Origin of the sequence: Tardiphaga sp. 172_B4_N1_3, from assembly GCF_052076035.1 — a bacterium.
Classification (GTDB): domain Bacteria; phylum Pseudomonadota; class Alphaproteobacteria; order Rhizobiales; family Xanthobacteraceae; genus Tardiphaga; species Tardiphaga robiniae.
Genome location: NZ_CP197238.1, coordinates 5,477,555 through 5,494,269, shown reverse-complemented (window position 1 = coordinate 5,494,269; position 16,715 = coordinate 5,477,555). Strand labels below are relative to the sequence as shown.

At 60.9% G+C, this 16,715-nt stretch carries 15 protein-coding genes; 7 read left to right on the top strand and 8 right to left on the bottom strand.

All coding sequences use genetic code 11. The features are described from left to right. Nucleotides 1–1,797: a potassium/proton antiporter gene (locus tag AB7783_RS25950; protein ID WP_093759886.1), complete on the bottom strand. Its 1,797-nt coding sequence runs from the start codon at nt 1,795–1,797 to the stop codon at nt 1–3. Between the two features lie 239 nt (nt 1,798–2,036). On the opposite strand from AB7783_RS25950, the gene AB7783_RS25945 reads away from it, so the two are divergent. The 4 genes from AB7783_RS25945 (at nt 2,037) to radC (ending at nt 5,854) form a co-directional block, all read left to right on the top strand. After that, on the top strand, nt 2,037–3,359 hold the full coding sequence (locus AB7783_RS25945) for a mechanosensitive ion channel family protein (protein WP_175368541.1): 1,323 nt from the start codon (nt 2,037–2,039) through the stop codon (nt 3,357–3,359). A 5-nt stretch (nt 3,360–3,364) separates the two neighbouring features. Next, nucleotides 3,365–4,078, top strand: a complete 714-nt coding sequence (gene sfsA, locus AB7783_RS25940; protein WP_441279165.1) for a DNA/RNA nuclease SfsA — start codon at nt 3,365–3,367, stop codon at nt 4,076–4,078. A 131-nt stretch (nt 4,079–4,209) separates the two neighbouring features. Then, on the top strand, nt 4,210–5,037 hold the full coding sequence (gene map / locus AB7783_RS25935) for a type I methionyl aminopeptidase (protein ID WP_320446474.1): 828 nt from the start codon (nt 4,210–4,212) through the stop codon (nt 5,035–5,037). A gap of 97 nt (nt 5,038–5,134) precedes the next feature. Beyond that, complete coding sequence (gene radC, locus AB7783_RS25930) at nt 5,135–5,854, top strand: RadC family protein (protein ID WP_441279164.1); 720 nt, start codon at nt 5,135–5,137, stop codon at nt 5,852–5,854. A gap of 15 nt (nt 5,855–5,869) precedes the next feature. Here the strand turns inward: radC and AB7783_RS25925 are convergent, their stop codons facing one another. The 6 genes from AB7783_RS25925 to AB7783_RS25900 all read right to left on the bottom strand — a co-directional run bounded on the left by AB7783_RS25925 (nt 5,870) and on the right by AB7783_RS25900 (nt 11,096). Continuing rightward, nucleotides 5,870–6,565, bottom strand: a complete 696-nt coding sequence (locus tag AB7783_RS25925) for a tetratricopeptide repeat protein (RefSeq protein WP_184513117.1) — start codon at nt 6,563–6,565, stop codon at nt 5,870–5,872. 170 nt (nt 6,566–6,735) lie between these two features. Further along, entirely contained in the window at nt 6,736–7,386 is a 651-nt protein-coding gene (locus AB7783_RS25920; RefSeq protein ID WP_184520155.1) for an AprI/Inh family metalloprotease inhibitor, read from the bottom strand. 56 nt (nt 7,387–7,442) lie between these two features. Next, nucleotides 7,443–8,426 carry a 2-hydroxyacid dehydrogenase gene (locus AB7783_RS25915; RefSeq protein WP_441279163.1) on the bottom strand — a complete coding sequence of 328 codons (984 nt, stop codon included), beginning with the start codon at nt 8,424–8,426 and terminating at the stop codon, nt 7,443–7,445. Then, nucleotides 8,426–9,202 (bottom strand): ABC transporter permease, encoded by a 777-nt coding sequence (locus tag AB7783_RS25910; RefSeq protein WP_231081230.1) that lies wholly within the window; start codon nt 9,200–9,202, stop codon nt 8,426–8,428. The genes AB7783_RS25915 and AB7783_RS25910 overlap by 1 nt, the downstream gene beginning before the upstream one ends. 56 nt (nt 9,203–9,258) lie before the next feature. Then, nucleotides 9,259–10,065, bottom strand: a complete 807-nt coding sequence (locus AB7783_RS25905) for an ABC transporter ATP-binding protein (RefSeq protein ID WP_439056993.1) — start codon at nt 10,063–10,065, stop codon at nt 9,259–9,261. Between the two features lie 8 nt (nt 10,066–10,073). Beyond that, nucleotides 10,074–11,096 (bottom strand): ABC transporter substrate-binding protein, encoded by a 1,023-nt coding sequence (locus AB7783_RS25900; RefSeq protein WP_441279162.1) that lies wholly within the window; start codon nt 11,094–11,096, stop codon nt 10,074–10,076. An 88-nt stretch (nt 11,097–11,184) separates the two neighbouring features. On the opposite strand from AB7783_RS25900, the gene AB7783_RS25895 reads away from it, so the two are divergent. The 3 genes from AB7783_RS25895 to AB7783_RS25885 all read left to right on the top strand — a co-directional run bounded on the left by AB7783_RS25895 (nt 11,185) and on the right by AB7783_RS25885 (nt 14,855). After that, on the top strand, nt 11,185–12,006 hold the full coding sequence (locus tag AB7783_RS25895; protein ID WP_441279161.1) for a creatininase family protein: 822 nt from the start codon (nt 11,185–11,187) through the stop codon (nt 12,004–12,006). 191 nt (nt 12,007–12,197) lie between these two features. Beyond that, nucleotides 12,198–12,458, top strand: coding sequence for a hypothetical protein (locus AB7783_RS25890; RefSeq protein ID WP_068733822.1), 261 nt, complete (start codon nt 12,198–12,200; stop codon nt 12,456–12,458). Between the two features lie 411 nt (nt 12,459–12,869). Further along, nucleotides 12,870–14,855, top strand: a complete 1,986-nt coding sequence (locus tag AB7783_RS25885; RefSeq protein ID WP_441279160.1) for a carbohydrate porin — start codon at nt 12,870–12,872, stop codon at nt 14,853–14,855. A 90-nt stretch (nt 14,856–14,945) separates the two neighbouring features. Here the strand turns inward: AB7783_RS25885 and AB7783_RS25880 are convergent, their stop codons facing one another. Continuing rightward, entirely contained in the window at nt 14,946–16,586 is a 1,641-nt protein-coding gene (locus tag AB7783_RS25880; protein ID WP_439065714.1) for an FMN-binding glutamate synthase family protein, read from the bottom strand. Nucleotides 16,587–16,715 lie beyond the last annotated feature (129 nt).

Sequence of the window (16,715 nt, the reverse complement as noted above, 5' to 3'; positions counted from 1 at the left end):
TCAGGCGCCGGACAGCGTGGTCCAGCCTCGTTTCAATTTCGCCTTGAGGGCTTGCCTGCGTGTCAACTTCGGCGGCGCGGGATCTTCATCTTCGGGCAGACGCAGGCCAACCACATTGACGCGTCCGCCACCAAGACTGCGCGCGACAAGATCGATGCTGTCGATCGGCAAGGCGGCGCCAACGGTCGGCGCATGATCGAGATGGATATCGAAATAATCGGCCAGCGTCAGCGATGCCTGGGCTGGATCGACGGCGATGCCGTAGATCGCCGCAAGATCGCCGAGAGTGATTTCGCCAGACACCATGAAATCACCAAGCAGATGCGGGTCCGGCGCTGTACTCGGCGGCATGTCGACAAAGAAGCGATCCAGCGCCTCCGCCTTTTCCGGTGGCGCCAACAGATAGATGTAATCGCCGGCCGTAACAGGCTCGGCCTCCGCTGGCGTCAGGATGCGCTCATCGCGAATGACCAGCGTCGGCTTCGACCACGACGGAATGAGGTTGCGCTTCAGGTAGAGGCTCTTCGGGCGCACGGCATAGCCGACCAATTGCTGTTCGAGCTGACCTGGCAAATCGAGTTCGATGCGGCGCGGCCCCCTGTCGGTGCGCGGCAGAGCGACATGCAGCTTCCGGGCGGCAAAAGCCAGCGTCCATCCCTGAAACAGCAGCGAGATGATCACGACCACGAAAGCGACGTCGAAATACAGCGACGCCTTGGGCAGACCAACCAGCATCGGGATCGAGGCGAGGAAGATTGCGACGGCACCGCGCAGGCCGACCCACGAAACGAACATCTTTTCGCGCCAGTTGAAGCGGAAGGGCTGCAAACACAGGAAGACCGCAACCGGGCGCGCCACGAACATCAGAACCAGGGCAACGCCGACCGCCGGAATGATGCTGCCCACCAGCCGCTCCGGCGACACCAGAAGACCGAGCATCACGAACATCACGATTTGCGCCAGCCACGTCGCAGCGTCGAGGAACGTCACCACGGAATTATGCGCCCGTGTCGGACGATTGCCGATGATGATGCCGGCAAGATAGACCGCCAGAAAGCCCGAGGCGTGAGCGATCTGGGCCAGCCCGAAGATCACCAAAGCTGCGGTGCAGACGAAAGGCGCATGCAACCCTTGGGGCAGCGCCACGCGATTCATGGCCAGGACAACCAGCCGGCCACCGACGACGCCAATCAGGGTGCCCAGCACGGCTTCCTGAACAAATTCCATTGCCACGTGACCGGCGGAGGCGTCCCCCAGCGACAGAAGCTTGACCAGCGTCAGGGTCAGAAAGACGGCGAACGGATCGTTCGTTCCGGACTCAACTTCCAGCGTCGCGCCAACCCTCGGCCTAAGGCGTAGGCCTTGCGCGTGGACCAGCAGAAAAACAGCCGCCGCGTCGGTGGAAGCCACCACCGCGCCAGTTAGCAGCGCCTGGGTCCAGTTCAGGTCGAGGGCATATTTGGCGACCGGTGCCGTGATCAACGCAGTCAACAACACGCCAATCGTGGCCAGCACCATCGACGGGGCCAGCACCGCGCGAATGGCCTGAAATCGTGTCTTCAACCCACCGTCGAAGAGGATCAGCGCGAGTGCAACCGAGCCGACCACATAGGTTGTATGGACGTCGTCAAACCGCAGTCCGCCGGGGCCCGCTTCGCCGGCCACCATGCCGATAAACAGGAAGAACAGCAGCAAGGGCGCGCCGAAGCGAAGCGCAAGCAGGCTGGACAGGATGCCGGCCATGACCAGAACTGCGCCGAGAAGGATGGCAATGCTGACGGAATCAAGTGACGCCATGAGGCTCCGAGGCCGGAAATACTTGTAAATCCATGCTTATCGTCGTCACCCCGAGACGCCAAACGTTTTCTGCGTGATACCTATTTGCAGGTATATTTCTCGGGAATTGCTCAAGGCAGAAGCTCCGCTCGATGGCGTCGACGTGGTGCTTGTGTGAATCTCTGCCCATCCGAATCAAATGCGCCGTCCAGCGATGATTCCACACCACACGATACATTCACGACAACGAGAACCGCGCGATGCTTGACCTGACCGACACCCACGAATTCGTGCTGGCAACCGCACGATCGTTCGGCGCCGAGGTAACCTCGCCGTGGTTCTATCTGCAGCTCGGACTGATGATGGCGGGTGGTGGCATTGCCTTCGCCATCGGGGCCGCAATCCGCTCGCGGGTCGATATGACCTCGCTGGCGATGGGCTGGCCGGCGCCGCTGCGCATGTTCATGCGCATTCTCGTCGGCAGCGCGGCCACCGCGGCCTTTGCCATCCTGATGACCCTCGACCGCGTGATCATGCTGAGCGTGACGTGGCCGAGCCGCAGCTATTTACTGTCGGTGGCCGCGAAGCTTGCACTCGCGTGGCTGGTGATCCGGCTTGTCACCAGCGTGATCCGTAACGAATTCTTGGTCCGGCTGGTGTCGATCTCGGCCTGGTTCGTCGCGGCCCTCAGCATTGTCGGCCAGTTGCAGCCGACCATCACCATGCTGGATGCGAACGGGATTGATCTCGGCGGCCTCCGGCTGACCCCGCTGCTCTTGATCAAGCTCGGCGTCTTGCTCGCGGTAGCGCTATGGCTTTCGAATATTGCCAGCAATTTTCTGGAAGGCCGGATCAGGCAATCCCATGACCTCACGCCCTCGATCCAGGTCCTGCTGATCAAGCTGGTGCGTCTGCTCTTGATGGTGTTCGCCGTCGCTCTCGTCATGGGTGCGGTCGGCATCAATCTCTCGGCCCTCGCCGTGTTCTCAGGCGCAGTCGGTGTCGGTATCGGTTTCGGCTTGCAGAAAATCGTCGCCAATTTCATCAGCGGCGTGATCCTGCTGGCGGACAAATCGGTGAAGCCCGGCGACCTCGTCACCATCGGCGACAGCTCCGGACGCATCAGTGCGATGAATACGCGTTACATCTCGGTCGCCGCGGGCGACGGCCGCGAGTTCCTGATCCCCAACGAGGACCTCATTACCCAGAAGGTGGTGAACTGGACCTATACGGACAAAGATACGCTGGTGAAGGTCAATTTCAGCGCCAATTACGATGCGGATCCGCGCGTCGTCTGCAAGCTGGCTATCGACGTCGCAACGGCATCGCCACGGGCCAATACGGCCAAGACGCCGAACTGCATCCTCACCGAATTCGCCGAAGCCGGCATGAAATTCTCGCTGACCTTCTGGATCGACTCGCCCGACGGCATGGATGCTGTGAAGAGCGAGGTGATGCTGGGACTGTGGGATGCCTTCAAGCGCGAGGGCATCCGCGTGCCCTATCCGGTCCGCGAGCTGAAGATCCGTGGTGGGGCTCTACCGGTCGAGACCATCGTCGAAGTCGCATCCGGTCCGGAATAGTGCCGATGAAGCTACAGGCCGATCTGGTTCCGGCGACGCTGCTGCGGCGCTACAAGCGCTTCCTTGCCGATGTCGAGCTCGCCGATGGCACCATGATCACCGCCCATGTCGCCAATCCCGGCGCGATGCTCGGCCTGCAGACGGCCGGCGCGCGGGTCTGGCTGTCGAAGTCACCGAGCAAGACCCGCAAGCTGCCTTTTTCGTGGGAGCTGATCGAAGCCGATTTCGGCAATGGCCCGGAGCTGGTCGGCGTCAATACGATGCACCCCAATGCCATTGTCGCCGAGGCGCTGGCCGCCAATGCGATCCCCGAACTTACCGGCTACGACATCATCCGCCGCGAGGTGAAATATGGTGCGGCATCGCGGGTGGATTTCCTGCTGGAACACCCGTCACGGCCGCCCTGCTATGTCGAGGTCAAGAACGTCCACATGATGCGCCAGCCCGGATTGGCCGAGTTCCCGGATTCCGTCACCGCGCGCGGCGCCCGTCATCTCGACGAACTGGCCGCCATGGTCGCTGCGGGTGCACGGGCCATGATGCTGTTCGTGGTCCAGATCGGCTCGTCCACGGCTTTTGCACTGCCGCGGGATATCGACCCGGCCTATGGCCGCGCCTTCGACAAGGCCCGCGCCACAGGCGTCGAAGCCATCGCCTATACCTGCCAGATCGACCACGGCAGCATCGTTCTGGCCGGCCGAGTGCCGATTCAGCCATGAATATGGCCGGCTTGGGAACCGAGCGATGAGATCCCGGAGGGGCTGCTTTGGCTTGCGCTGACCGCCCCAGCCATTAAATTGGGGCCTCAAATAACACATTCCCGTCGCATCCTGCCTGGCAAGATCACCTGATGAGCTACGTCGAAGCCTCCGAAACCTCCCAGCGCAAAACCGGTCAGATCAAGCTGCATGGTCCCGCCGCTTTTGCTGGCATGCGCAAGGCCGGCGCGCTGGTGTCGCAGTGCCTGGACGAGCTGACCGATCTGGTGAAGCCGGGCGTGCTGACCTCGGCGATCGACGACTTCGTCCGCGAATTCGCCTTCAGCCATGGCGCCTTCCCGGCCACGCTGATGTATCGCGGCTATCGCTATTCGACCTGCACGTCGATCAATCATGTGGTCTGCCATGGCATGCCCGGCGACCGTGCGCTGAAGGAAGGCGACATTGTCAATGTCGACGTCACCTTCATCGTCGAGGGCTGGTATGGCGATTCCAGTCGCATGTATGGCGTCGGCGAACTCGCCCGCAAGGCGGAGCGTCTGGTCGAGGTTACCTATGAATCGCTGATGCGCGGCATCGCCGTGGTCAAGCCCGGCAATACCACCGGCGACATCGGCCATGCGATCCAGAGCTTCGTCGAACCGCAGCAGATGAGCGTGGTGCGCGACTTCTGCGGCCATGGCCTCGGCCGCATGTTCCATGACGAGCCGAATATCATCCATGTCGGCCGCCCTGGCGAAGGCGTGACCTTGCGCCCCGGCATGTTCTTCACCATCGAGCCGATGATCAATCTCGGTAAGCCGCATGTGAAGGTTCTGTCCGACGGCTGGACCGCCGTGACCCGCGACCGGTCGCTGTCGGCGCAGTTCGAGCACACCGTCGGCGTGACGGCGACCGGCGTCGAGATTTTCACGCTGTCCAAGCGGCATAACGAACAGCCGCCCGTGCCCGCCGCCTAAACTTCAAATCGCCACACGACATCGAACACTTTCTGGTTGCAAATGCAGCCAGGCACGGCATGCTCGCGGATAATGTCCATGCGAGCGTTTGCGCCACATGCCCGTCAGCCCCATCGATCCGACTGCGCCGCCGGGTCTTGCCGAAGCGCCGCATTATCATGGCCATCGGGAGCGACTGCGGGAACGCTTTCGCAGTGTCGGTGCCGATGCGCTGAGCGACTACGAGCTGTTGGAAATGGTGCTGTTCCGTGCGCTGCCGCGCAGGGATGTGAAGCCGCTGGCGAAATCGCTGATCACGAAATTCGGCTCCTTCGCTGAGACGGTGCATGCCCCGGACACGCGGCTGCGCGAGGTCGACGGCCTCGGTGAAGCCGCCATCACCGAGATCAAGCTGATCGCCGCTGCCACCAGCCGCGTCGCCAAGGGGCAATTGAAACAGCGCACCGCATTGTCGTCATGGGCCACGGTTATCGACTATTGCCGCACGGCCATGGCCTTCGCCGACAAGGAGCAGTTCCGTATTCTGTTCCTGGACAAGCGCAACCAATTGATCTCGGACGAGGTCCAGCAGGTCGGCACCGTCGATCACACACCGGTCTATCCGCGTGAGGTCGTGAAGCGCGCGCTCGAACTGTCAGCGACGGCCATCATCATGGTGCACAATCATCCTTCCGGCGACCCGACACCGTCGCAGGCCGATGTGCAGATGACCAAGGCGGTGATCGATGTCGCCGCGCCGCTCGGCATCGCGGTACATGATCACATCATCGTCGGCAAACACGGCCATGCCAGCCTTAAGGGGCTGAAGCTGATCTGAGGCCAATCAGAACACTTAGTTTTTGATGGTTTTGACGTGTTCTTCTGCTGCTCGAATGCCGCTCTTTGCCTTGAGTGTTAAAGCAGTTGTCCGCGGCTTCCATTCGGACACCAGTTTTTCTGCGTTCTCGAGTTCTTGTTCGGACAACAGTGCAGCCATCTCATTCACATTTTTCGCGGGCGCCAGCCTCGAGAGTTTGAAATACGCATATGACAAAGACAGATCCTTTGGCGCTCCTTTTCCGGCGGAATACAAACGGGACAAACCAAAGAGGGCACCGGGATATCCCTGATCGCCCGCCCTCTTCCACCACTTGAGCGCTTCTTCCGAATTTCCTCGCCTGTCATACAGATTGGCGACATCGTGCTGCGCAAGCGCGTAGCCGGCTTCGGCAGAAACAAGCTTATATTTCAAAGCTTGATCCGAGTCAGACTCCACGATGCCTGCGCCTTGCCCATCATAGTAACAACCAAGCTTATAGGCGCCCAACGGGTCGTTCGACGCAGCTGATTTTTGAAACCACTCAAAGGCCTGCCTACGATCCTGTTGTGTGCCGATGCCATTATTGTACATCATGCCCACATGATATTGCGCCTCTGCATCTCCCTTGTTTGCCAATGCGACCATTGCATTAAAGGTGTCTGCGTCATTTGCACTGGCAGGCATTGAGAAAAATAAAAGGCACGAAAAAGCCAAGGCGAAAAATTTCATCTCACCCTCCAATCGGGTTTGAACCATTTCATCTTGGTCATTCACAACGGAAATAGGTTCGAAGAAGCTGATTTGAACCGGACAGATTGATGCGTAGGGCGCAATCCGGGCAACGACCTCTCCTCGTCCTCGCCTTCGCAGGACGACAAAAACGGGCGCGGAGCGAGCTCTTACTGCCGCAGCAGGATCAGCGGATCTGCACTATCCGGCACGCGGCGCCATTGGGCATTGTCGTCTGCTTCGAAATGCCAGGTCTCACCTGATGCCGACATCATCAGCAATTCGCCGCGTTCGAGACGCCACTGCTTGGGATTGAAATTCGCCACCAGGGGATCGCAGCGCGGCTTCAGGAACACGGCGAAGTTATCCTGGGTCGTCTCGGTATTGGTCAGCGTCAGACCGCAGACCACGCGGCCGCTGCCGCGTACCATCGACCAGTCGCCAATCATCTGGTCCATCGACTTGGTCAGCGAGCGGGCTGCCGCCAGGTTCTGCAGGATATAGACGCCCTCACCCGTGCGAATGCCCTCGAAGATGCCGCTCTCGACTTCGGTGAAGTCGATCACGGCTTCGCCCGTCGGATTCTGCAGCCGGACGATATCGAGCCCCTTGATGTTCCAGGCCGTGATATCCTTGGTGAAGGGCAACGCCTTCGCGCAATCCGGTTCGAGTTCGAGCTTCAGCCCTTGCGGCGACGTGTCGTTCTTCAGCGTCACCACGCAGGTCTTGCTGCGCTCGGTGGTGGAGAGCTCCCACTGCCCGATCATGTTTTTTCGAAGGGTGGCAGCGTCCTGCGCTCGCGCCGGTGCGCCGACGAGCATCGCGCCGGCAACTGCCAGCGCAAAATATCGACAGCGCCCCGACGCAAGTCTCACGATCAGCGTCCCTTTATCGGCGTTTCCGCAATCGGCGTCGTCGGCGCCTTGCCGGCGAACCAGAGCTTGAGGTTGTCGACCACCAACTGATCCATCGCGTTGCGCGTCACCACCGACGCCGAGCCGACATGCGGCAGCAGCACGACGTTCTGCATCGACTTCAGCTCGTCCGGCACCTTCGGCTCCTGTGCGAACACATCGAGGCCCGCGGCCAGAATGGTGCCCGATTTGAGCGCCGCAATCAGTGCGGGCTCATCGATCACCGAACCGCGTGCGATATTGATGATGATGCCGCGCGGACCGAGCGCCTGCATGACTTCCGCGTTGACGAGATTGGCCGTCGACGATCCGCCCGGCGTAATGACGATCAGCGTATCCACCGCCTTCGCCATCTCGATCAGGTTCGGATAATGCTTGTGCGAGACGCCAGCGGCGGGGTTGCGCGAGTGATAGACCACCGGTACCAGCGAGGCGTCGAGACGGCGCGCGATGGCCTGACCGATGCGGCCCATGCCCACCATGCCGACCTTGCGATCACGCAGCGAGCCGACTGTGAGCGGATAGGGCTGCGTCAGCCACAGGCCCGAACGGACATATTTGTCCGCTTTGATGAATTCGCGGGCAGTCGCGATGAACAGGCCGAGCGCCGTATCGGCGACTTCCTCGGTCAGCACATCCGGCGTGTTGGTAACGAGGATGTTGTTCTCGGCGGCATATTTCGCGTCGATGTGATCGTAGCCGACGCCGAACGAGGAGATGATCTCGACCTTGGGATATTTCGCCAGCACGGCGCTGTTGGTTGGCACCAGGCCGGTCACGGCAATGCCACGGATTTTCTCGGCGACGCCCGCCGGCAGCCGTTCGAGATCGTGCTGGGTTTCATATTTATGCAATACGAACTGATCCGAGAAACCGTTATTGATCAGCGGCTTCGTCGGTCCATAGATCAGCAGGTCGATTTTGTCCGAAGAGATTCCCGTCCCCATTATTTTTCCTTTCGCAGTGCACTCTCATGCCAGCGCCGCAACACAATGTGGGATACCAGCGCGAGCAGCATATAAATCACAATCCCCGCAACGGACAGCAACAATAACGCAGCGAACATTCGGGGAATATTGAGGCGATAGCTGGATTCCGAAATGCGATAGGCGAGGCCTGAACCAGCACCCGCCGCACCTGCAGCGATTTCCGCCGCCACCGCGCCGATCAGCGACAATCCGCCGGCAATGCGCAATCCGCCAAGTATGAATGGCAGTGCCGCCGGAAACTTCAGATAGCGCAGCACCTGCCAGCGCGATGCGCGGTAGAGCTGGAATAGCCCGGCCAGATTGCGATCTACCGAATTGAGACCGAGCGTCGTATTGGCCAGCACCGGGAAGAATGCCACGATCCAGGCGCAGACAACGACGGCCGTCTGCTGCGGCAGATAGATCAGCATCAGCGGCGCGATGGCGATGACGGGCGTCACCTGCAGCACGATGGCATAGGGCAGCAGCGAATATTCCAGCCATTTGGACTGGTTGAACAACAGAGCCAATGCGATGCCGCCGATGGCTGCGGCGATGAAGCCCTCCAGCGCGGTCAAAAGCGTCACGCCGAGGGATTCAGACAGAACCGGCCAGTCGGCGATCAGCGTCTTGAAAACGAGTAAGGGGCCGGGCAGCAAATAGGGCGGGATTTCGCCGATCCGAACGACGAGATCCCACAACACGATGCCCGCAATGAACACGACGACGGGCCAGACAATGCGCTGCCATTGCATATCGCTGCCCGGCACGACCGAACCGCGATCGACTGTGGGCAGTGGCTCCAGCCCTTTCATGCCCGTGCCTTTGCGTCATTGGCCATCTCGTCACTGGCCTGCATCAGCGCCTGCGAGACGGCGCGGCAATAGCCGGCATAGGCCATCGAGGTGCGAAACGCGTCGGCGCGCGGTTCAGAGGATTCGATACGACATTCGGCGCTGACGCGACCAGGCCGCGAGGTCATCACCACAACGCGCTGCGACAGATAAACCGACTCGAACACCGAATGGGTGACGAAGATGACCGTCTTGCCGAGTTCACGCCATAGCGCCAGCAGGTCGTTGTTGAGCCGGAAGCGCGTGATCTCGTCGAGCGCCGCAAACGGCTCGTCCATCAGCAGGATATCCGGCTCAGTCACCAGCGCGCGGGCCAGCGACGCCCGCATCTTCATGCCGCCCGACAATTCGCGCGGATAGGCTTCGGCAAAGTCCGCGAGACCGACCTGTGCGAGCACCTCATCCACCCGCGCCGTCGACTGCGCATCCGGCATATGTGCCAGCTTCAGCGGCAGCCGCACATTCTCCCGGATTGTGCTCCACGGCATCAGCGTCGGCTCCTGGAACACGAACCCAATGGCGTGACCGCTGCTCTGCGCAGCGACATCTAAAGTGCCCGCTGACGGCACGATCAGGCCTGCAATCAGGCGGAGTGCAGTAGATTTGCCGCAGCCGGACGAGCCCAACAGCGAGACGAACTCGCCCTTGCGAATGTCGAGATCAAGCGGCCCCAGCGCCACGGTGCCGTTGTCATAGACCTTCGTGACACCGCGCAGGCGCACGGCGGTGGGGGCATCGCTCGACGGCAACGCAGGTTCGACCATCTGCCGGGCTACTTCTTCGGCCGGAGATCGAGACCGACACCCTTGTTGATGAATTGCAGCGTATAGGCCTTGCGATAGTCGATGTCGCGCTTGACCACGCCTGCGCGTGACATCTTGTCGAAGAAGCTGGCAACACGCGCTTCGCTCATGGCGCCGATACCGTCTTTGAGCGTATCACCTGAGTCGACGATGCCGTATTCCTTCATCTTGGCGATGGAATAGGCCAGCAGGTCATCGGTCATTTCCGGGTTGAGCTTCTTGATGACCTCATTGGCGGCTTTGTTGTCGCCATAGAGATAGTTGTACCAGCCAATCATCGAGGCATCGACGAAACGCTGGACAAGGTCCGGCTTCTTGTCGACCCATTCGCGGCGCGTTTCGATCAAGGTCGAATAGCCATCGAAACCGTAATCCGCGAGCAGCATCACGGTTGGCTTGAAATTGGCCTGCTTCTCGACCACGAACGGCTCGGACGTGACATAGCCCTGCATCGCGCTGTTCTTGTCGACGATGAAGGGCTGCGCATTATAGGTGTAAGGCTTGACCTTGGACGCGCTGAAACCGAGTTCGGATCGCATCCATTGGAAATAGCCGGCGACGCCCTCCTTCGAGATCAGCAGCGTCATCGGCTTGAGGTCTTCGAGCTTGGTCACCTTGGGATTGGGATGCGCCAGAAAGACCTGCGGGTCCTTCTGGAAAATCGCGGCGACAGCGACCACCGGCACATTATTGGCGACGGCATCGAAGGATTGCAGCGTGTTCGCGCTCATAAAGAAATCGAGCTTGCCCGAGATCAACAGGATGCGGTTGTTCACGTTCGGCCCGCCCGGCACGATGGTGACGTCGAGCCCGTAATTCTTGTAGGTGCCGTCCGCGACCGCCTGGAAGAAACCGCCATGTTCAGCCTCGGCCACCCAGTTGGTTCCGAAACTGACCTTGTCGAGCCTGGTGTCCGCTGCGGCGGGCGACCGCGGGGCCATCACGGCCAGCACGCTAATGGTTAACGCGCGCAGCAGGGATATCGGGCTCATATTGGACTCCGTCGACCGTTATGGCCCATGATAGGAAGCAATCTGCTGCCAGACTACCCTGCAAAATTGACCAAAGAAACGCATCTCGATGACTGCCAACATGCCGCCCCGCGACTGGACTGCCATTCACTGGCCCAACATCGCCAAGAGCGATCCGGCCTCCTGGATTGCTGTGCTGCCATTGGCCGCGACCGAGCAGCACGGACCGCATCTGCCTCTCGGCACCGACGTCATGATTGCGGAGGCTTATCTTGCTGAGGTCCAGCGCCTGCTGCCTGCCGATATTCCGGCGACATTTCTGCCGCTTCAACCTGTGGGGATCTCGACCGAGCACCTCGCCTTTCCCGGCACGCTGACCCTGCCGACCGAGATCGCATTGCAGACCTGGACCGCGATCGGCGAAAGCGTCGCGCGCGCCGGCGTTCAGAAACTCGTGATCGTCACTAGCCACGGCGGCAACAGTGCAGCAATGACGCTCGCGGCGCAGGACCTGCGCGCCGAATACGGCATGCTGGTCGCCACCACCGGATGGAATCGGTTCGGTGCGCCGGATGGCCTGTTCACCGACGAAGAATTGCGTCACGGGATTCATGGCGGCGCCGTGGAAACATCGATCATGCTGGCGCGCTATCCGCAGCATGTGCGCAACGACAAGATCGCAAACTTCGCGTCGTCAGCGATCGCGATGGAGAAGACCTATCGCTGGCTGTCGGCGAGCCGACCCGCGCCATTCGCGTGGCAGGCCGAAGACCTCCATCCCAGCGGCGCTATTGGCGACGCCACGCAGGCATCAGCCGACAAGGGCGAGAAGCTGCTGGCACACGGCGCAAAAGCGTTCTGCGAACTACTCGCGGACATGCATCGCTTCGACGTGACAGCGTTTGATCGCGAACCGGATGCCGGCGCGTGAGATGTGGTTAACCGCGGATTGCGCGCTTCACGCGACGACATATTCCGCGCGGATGACGACACAATCCTGAAACCAAAAGAATTTGCCTGAAACCAAATAGTTCGATCGGGTCTCGAACCCGATCCGTTTGGGCTTCGACTGATTGGCATGCAGGCCAAGATGGCTGCACTTCAACAGGATGGAGTTATCCCATGTCGATCAAGTCCAAGATTGCTGCTTTCGCTCTCGTTGCTCTCACCGCTGCCGGCACCATGGCATCGTCCCAGCAGGCTCAGGCCAAGGGCCCGGGCATCGGCTTCGGCATCGCTGCCGGTGTAGTCGGCGCCGCAGTCGTCGGTAGCGCCATCGCCGCCAACAACGGCTACTACGGTTACGGATATCGCTGCGGCTGGGTCCGCCAGTATGACGGCTACGGCAACTATGTCGGCCGCGTCCGGACCTGCAACTACTAATCTCTTGATCGACTAACGTGGATTTGCGTCCGACACGGGCGCCTCATCCACCCCGTGTCGCACCAGACCCGCTCGGTTGTCCCCCCGAGCGGGTCATTTTTTTGCGCTCGTCGAATGCCTTCGAGCCGTCCCGGCCAGCCGCCGTTATCCAACCGTCATGATCGGCTGCCACTGAAACATGCTTCTCCAGTTGCTTCTTGCTATTGCGAATTAGTTGCAATTATAGTCAGGGAGTCGACGGGTTGCTCATTCTGTTTCGTTTTGTCTCATGACGACTCTCGATACCCCCCAACGTTATGGGCGAATCGACTATTTTTGTGGAATATCAAACGGTTCGTCGCATGATCAGCGGCGACCTAGAGCGAGAAATGACGGCCGCATGAAGTACCCCGACCGATCGCGAGTATTGTCGTGAAGCGCGTTTTGGCCGGTTTTGCGCTGGGCGCATTGGCGTTCGATGGCTCTGCGATCGCGGCCGATATTTCGCCCGGCATGGCGCTGAAAGCGCCCCGCCTGGTTTACGACTGGACCGGGTTTTATCTCGGCGGCCACATCGGCTATGGCGGCGGCAGCTTTGGTCCCGGCAGCAATCCGCTGCCCGCGCAGGGCGTTTTCCTGCCGCCTTCGCCGACCGGCCTGATCGGCGGCTACCAGATCGGCTACAACAGGCAGCTCAGCAACAACGTCGTGCTGGGCTTCGAGGCCGACGCCACGTTCAGCAGTCCGCAGGACGCAGCGCGGTTGATGCCAGCGCCTTTCCATACGACCTTCGACTATTTTGCGACCGCACGCGGCCGCATCGGCTACGCCTTCGGCGCGCTGATGCCTTACATCACCGGCGGCGTGGCGTGGGGGCGCACCAAGCTCAATCTCAATGATGCCGACGGCGATCTCATATCATCGGCGACCCGCACCCATTTCGGCTGGACCGCCGGCGCGGGCGTCGAATTTGCCGTTGGCGGCAACTGGACCGCGAAGGCCGAATACGCCTATCTCGATTTGATGCGGCAGACCTATGACCTCGGCAATGCCGGGCTGTCGAATGTGAGCGTTGATCCGAATATTCACACCGTCAAAGTCGGCTTGAATTATCGGCTGTGGGACACGCCGCCGTGGTTGCCGTCAGCCCCCATCGTCGGCAAGACTGTACTGCCGGAATCGACAGACTGGAACGTCCACGCCCAAACCACCTTCATCGCGTCCGCCTATCCGCGGATTCGCTCGCCCTATGAAGGCACCAACAGCCTTCCTGGCGGCGGCCAGGGGCGCGAGACCTTTACGACGACTGCGTTCCTCGGCTGGCGACTGTGGCAGGGCGGTGAGCTCTATCTCAATCCCGAGCTGGCGCAGGGCTTCGGTCTCAACTCCACGCTCGGCCTCGCCGGCTTCCCCAATGGCGAGGCGCAAAAGGGCGGCGCGCCGTTTCCGCGCTTCCGCATGCAGCGCTATTACTTCCGCCAGACGCTAGGCCTCGGCGGCGAGCAGGAAGACGTCCCCGACGCCGCCAATCAATTGGTAGGCAAGCGCGACATCGACCGCATCACGCTCACGGTCGGACGCTTCGCGGTGGGTGATTTCTTCGATGGCAATTCCTACGCCAAGGATCCGCGCGCCGACTTCATGAACTGGGCAATGTGGTCATCGGCCGCTTACGACTTTCCAGCCGACCTGCCGGGCTTCACCCGCGGCGCCATCGTTGAACTGAACCGCAAGGACTGGGCGATCCGAGCCGGCCTGTTTCAGGTGCCGGCGCAGCCTAACAACGACGTCCTGACGTTCAGGACTGGCGGCGCGGTCGTCGAATTCGAGGAGCGTCACCAGATCTTCGACCAGCCCGGCAAGCTGCGCGTCGGTGCCTTCATCAATCGCGGCAATACCGGCAGCTATCGCGGCGCACTGGCGATCGAGGCCAATGATCCCACGCTGGATATCAACGACGTGATGTCCTCGATCCGCCGCGCCAGCGACAAATACGGTTTCTACGTCAATGGCGAGCAGCAGGTTGCCACTGACGTTGGCATCTTCGGGCGCGTCAGCTGGAACGATGGCCAGAACGAGATCCTGTCCTTCACCGATATCGACCGCAGCGTCTCTGCCGGCGTCTCGATCAAGGGCAGCCATTGGGGCCGCGCCAATGACACGATCGGCTTAGGCGGCGCGATCAACGGACTGTCCGCTGCGCATCGCGACTTCCTCGCCGCTGGCGGCAACGGATTGCTGATCGGCGACGGGCGGCTGAATTACGGCACCGAGCGCATTCTCGAAACCTATTACGCCTATGCCATCGACAAGAACTTCACCTTAACAGCGGACTACCAGCTGATTGCGAACCCTGCCTATAACAAGGATCGCGGACCGGTCTCGATCTTCTCAGGTCGATTGCACGGCGAGTTCTGATCTCGGACCCGCTGCGCCGTCATGGCGAGCGCAGCGAAGCAAAGACTGGATTGCCGCGTCGCTCGCTTCTCGCAATGACGGAGGAGAGATCTAGGCCGAACGTTCCAGGGCCGCCGGCAGGAACGAGCCCGCTTGCGCCATCTCCCATGCATCGCGAAAGCGCTTGTCGCCGGTGCCATCGACCAGCTCATTGTGGCGCAGCGCCGGATACATCCGCGTGAAGGACAGAACATCGGTGCTGGAGGCGCGATGCGAGAAATGGATCGGACGAATATCCTGCGGATGAGCGAGCCCGGCTGCCGCGATCAGCTCAGCCAGCGCATGCAACGTCGCCTCGTGATAGTTGTAAACGCGATCGGTCTTCTGAGGCACAGCGAGGGCGCGATTGCGCGTGGGGTCCTGCGTCGTGACGCCGGTCGGGCAACGATCGGTGTGGCAGCTCAGTGACTGGATGCAGCCCAGTGCGAACATGAAGCCGCGCGCCGAATTGCACCAGTCGGCGCCGAGCGCCATGGCGCGGGCAATATCGAAGGCCGTCGCAATCTTGCCGGAGGCGCCAATCTTGATGCGGTCACGCGCGCCGATGCCGATCAGCGCATTGTGCACGAAGTTGACGCCCTCGCGCATCGGCATGCCCAGATGATCCATGAACTCCAGCGGCGCCGCGCCCGTGCCGCCTTCATTGCCATCGACCACAATGAAATCCGGATAGATGCCGGTCTGCAGCATCGCCTTGCAGATCGCGAGGAATTCCCAGGGATGGCCGATGCACAGCTTGAAGCCGGCGGGCTTGCCGCCGGACAGACGGCGCATCTTGTCGATGAACTCCATCATCTCGATCGGTGTTGAAAACGCCTTGTGATAGGCCGGCGAGATGCAGTCCTCACCCATGGCGACGCCGCGGATGCGCGAGATCTCTTCCGACACTTTTGCCGCCGGCAACACGCCGCCGTGGCCCGGCTTTGCGCCCTGGCTGATCTTGAGCTCGACCATCTTGATCTGATCGTTGACGGCAAGCTTCGCGAAAGCGTCGGGATCGAAGTTGCCATCACGCGTGCGGCAACCAAAATAGCCGGAGCCGACCTCCCAGATCAGGTCGCCGCCGTTCTCCTGATGATACGGACTGACGCCGCCTTCTCCAGTGTCATGCGCGAATTCACCACGCTTGGCGCCAGCATTCAGCGCGCGGATCGCATTGGGGCTGAGTGCACCAAAGCTCATAGCCGAGATGTTCAGTACCGAGGCCGAATAGGGCTTGAGGCAATCCGGGCCACCGATGGTGATGCGGAACTGCTCAGTCGCATGCGGCCGCGGCGCGACCGAATGATGCATCCACTCATAGCCCTCTTCGTAGACGTTCTTCTGGGTGCCGAAGGGACGCTTGTCGAGCACCATCTTGGCGCGCTGATAGACCACCGCGCGCGTGTCGCGGCTGAACGGCATGCCATCCTTTTCGCTCTCGAAGAAATACTGCCGCATCTCCGGACGGATTTCTTCGAGCAGGAAGCGGATATGCGCCGAGATCGGATAGTTGCGCAGAACCGCATGGTCCTTCTGGAGCACGTCGTGAATGCCAAGCACGGTCAGGCCGCCGAAGACGATGACCGGGATGACAACGAGAGGGATGACCTTGGGATCGTGAATGCCGATGCCGACCAGCAGCAAGGTGGCGGCGCCGCAGATCGTCAAAACGATGAAGCGCGGCGAGAGGGGAAGCATCAACGTTTCCATAAAATCCTGCCTGACATGAATGGCGCTAGCGTTACACAGACCCGATGACGCAAACATCACAGGCGCGTTGCCGCAGAGCATCGCGCCAGAGTGCCCAATCTATCGCGCCACGCTCAATGAATCGTTGCA

Excerpts from the sequence above, each read along its gene's own strand:
- AB7783_RS25950 (WP_093759886.1), bottom strand. The coding sequence starts at position 1,797 with ATGGCGTCACTTGATTCCGTCAGCATTGCCATCCTTCTCGGCGCAGTT.
- AB7783_RS25945 (WP_175368541.1), top strand. The coding sequence starts at position 2,037 with ATGCTTGACCTGACCGACACCCACGAATTCGTGCTGGCAACCGCACGA.
- sfsA (WP_441279165.1), top strand. The coding sequence starts at position 3,365 with ATGAAGCTACAGGCCGATCTGGTTCCGGCGACGCTGCTGCGGCGCTAC.
- map (WP_320446474.1), top strand. The coding sequence starts at position 4,210 with ATGAGCTACGTCGAAGCCTCCGAAACCTCCCAGCGCAAAACCGGTCAG.
- radC (WP_441279164.1), top strand. The coding sequence starts at position 5,135 with ATGCCCGTCAGCCCCATCGATCCGACTGCGCCGCCGGGTCTTGCCGAA.
- AB7783_RS25925 (WP_184513117.1), bottom strand. The coding sequence starts at position 6,565 with ATGAAATTTTTCGCCTTGGCTTTTTCGTGCCTTTTATTTTTCTCAATG.
- AB7783_RS25920 (WP_184520155.1), bottom strand. The coding sequence starts at position 7,386 with ATGCTCGTCGGCGCACCGGCGCGAGCGCAGGACGCTGCCACCCTTCGA.
- AB7783_RS25915 (WP_441279163.1), bottom strand. The coding sequence starts at position 8,426 with ATGGGGACGGGAATCTCTTCGGACAAAATCGACCTGCTGATCTATGGA.
- AB7783_RS25910 (WP_231081230.1), bottom strand. The coding sequence starts at position 9,202 with ATGCAATGGCAGCGCATTGTCTGGCCCGTCGTCGTGTTCATTGCGGGC.
- AB7783_RS25905 (WP_439056993.1), bottom strand. The coding sequence starts at position 10,065 with ATGGTCGAACCTGCGTTGCCGTCGAGCGATGCCCCCACCGCCGTGCGC.
- AB7783_RS25900 (WP_441279162.1), bottom strand. The coding sequence starts at position 11,096 with ATGAGCCCGATATCCCTGCTGCGCGCGTTAACCATTAGCGTGCTGGCC.
- AB7783_RS25895 (WP_441279161.1), top strand. The coding sequence starts at position 11,185 with ATGACTGCCAACATGCCGCCCCGCGACTGGACTGCCATTCACTGGCCC.
- AB7783_RS25890 (WP_068733822.1), top strand. The coding sequence starts at position 12,198 with ATGTCGATCAAGTCCAAGATTGCTGCTTTCGCTCTCGTTGCTCTCACC.
- AB7783_RS25880 (WP_439065714.1), bottom strand. The coding sequence starts at position 16,586 with ATGGAAACGTTGATGCTTCCCCTCTCGCCGCGCTTCATCGTTTTGACG.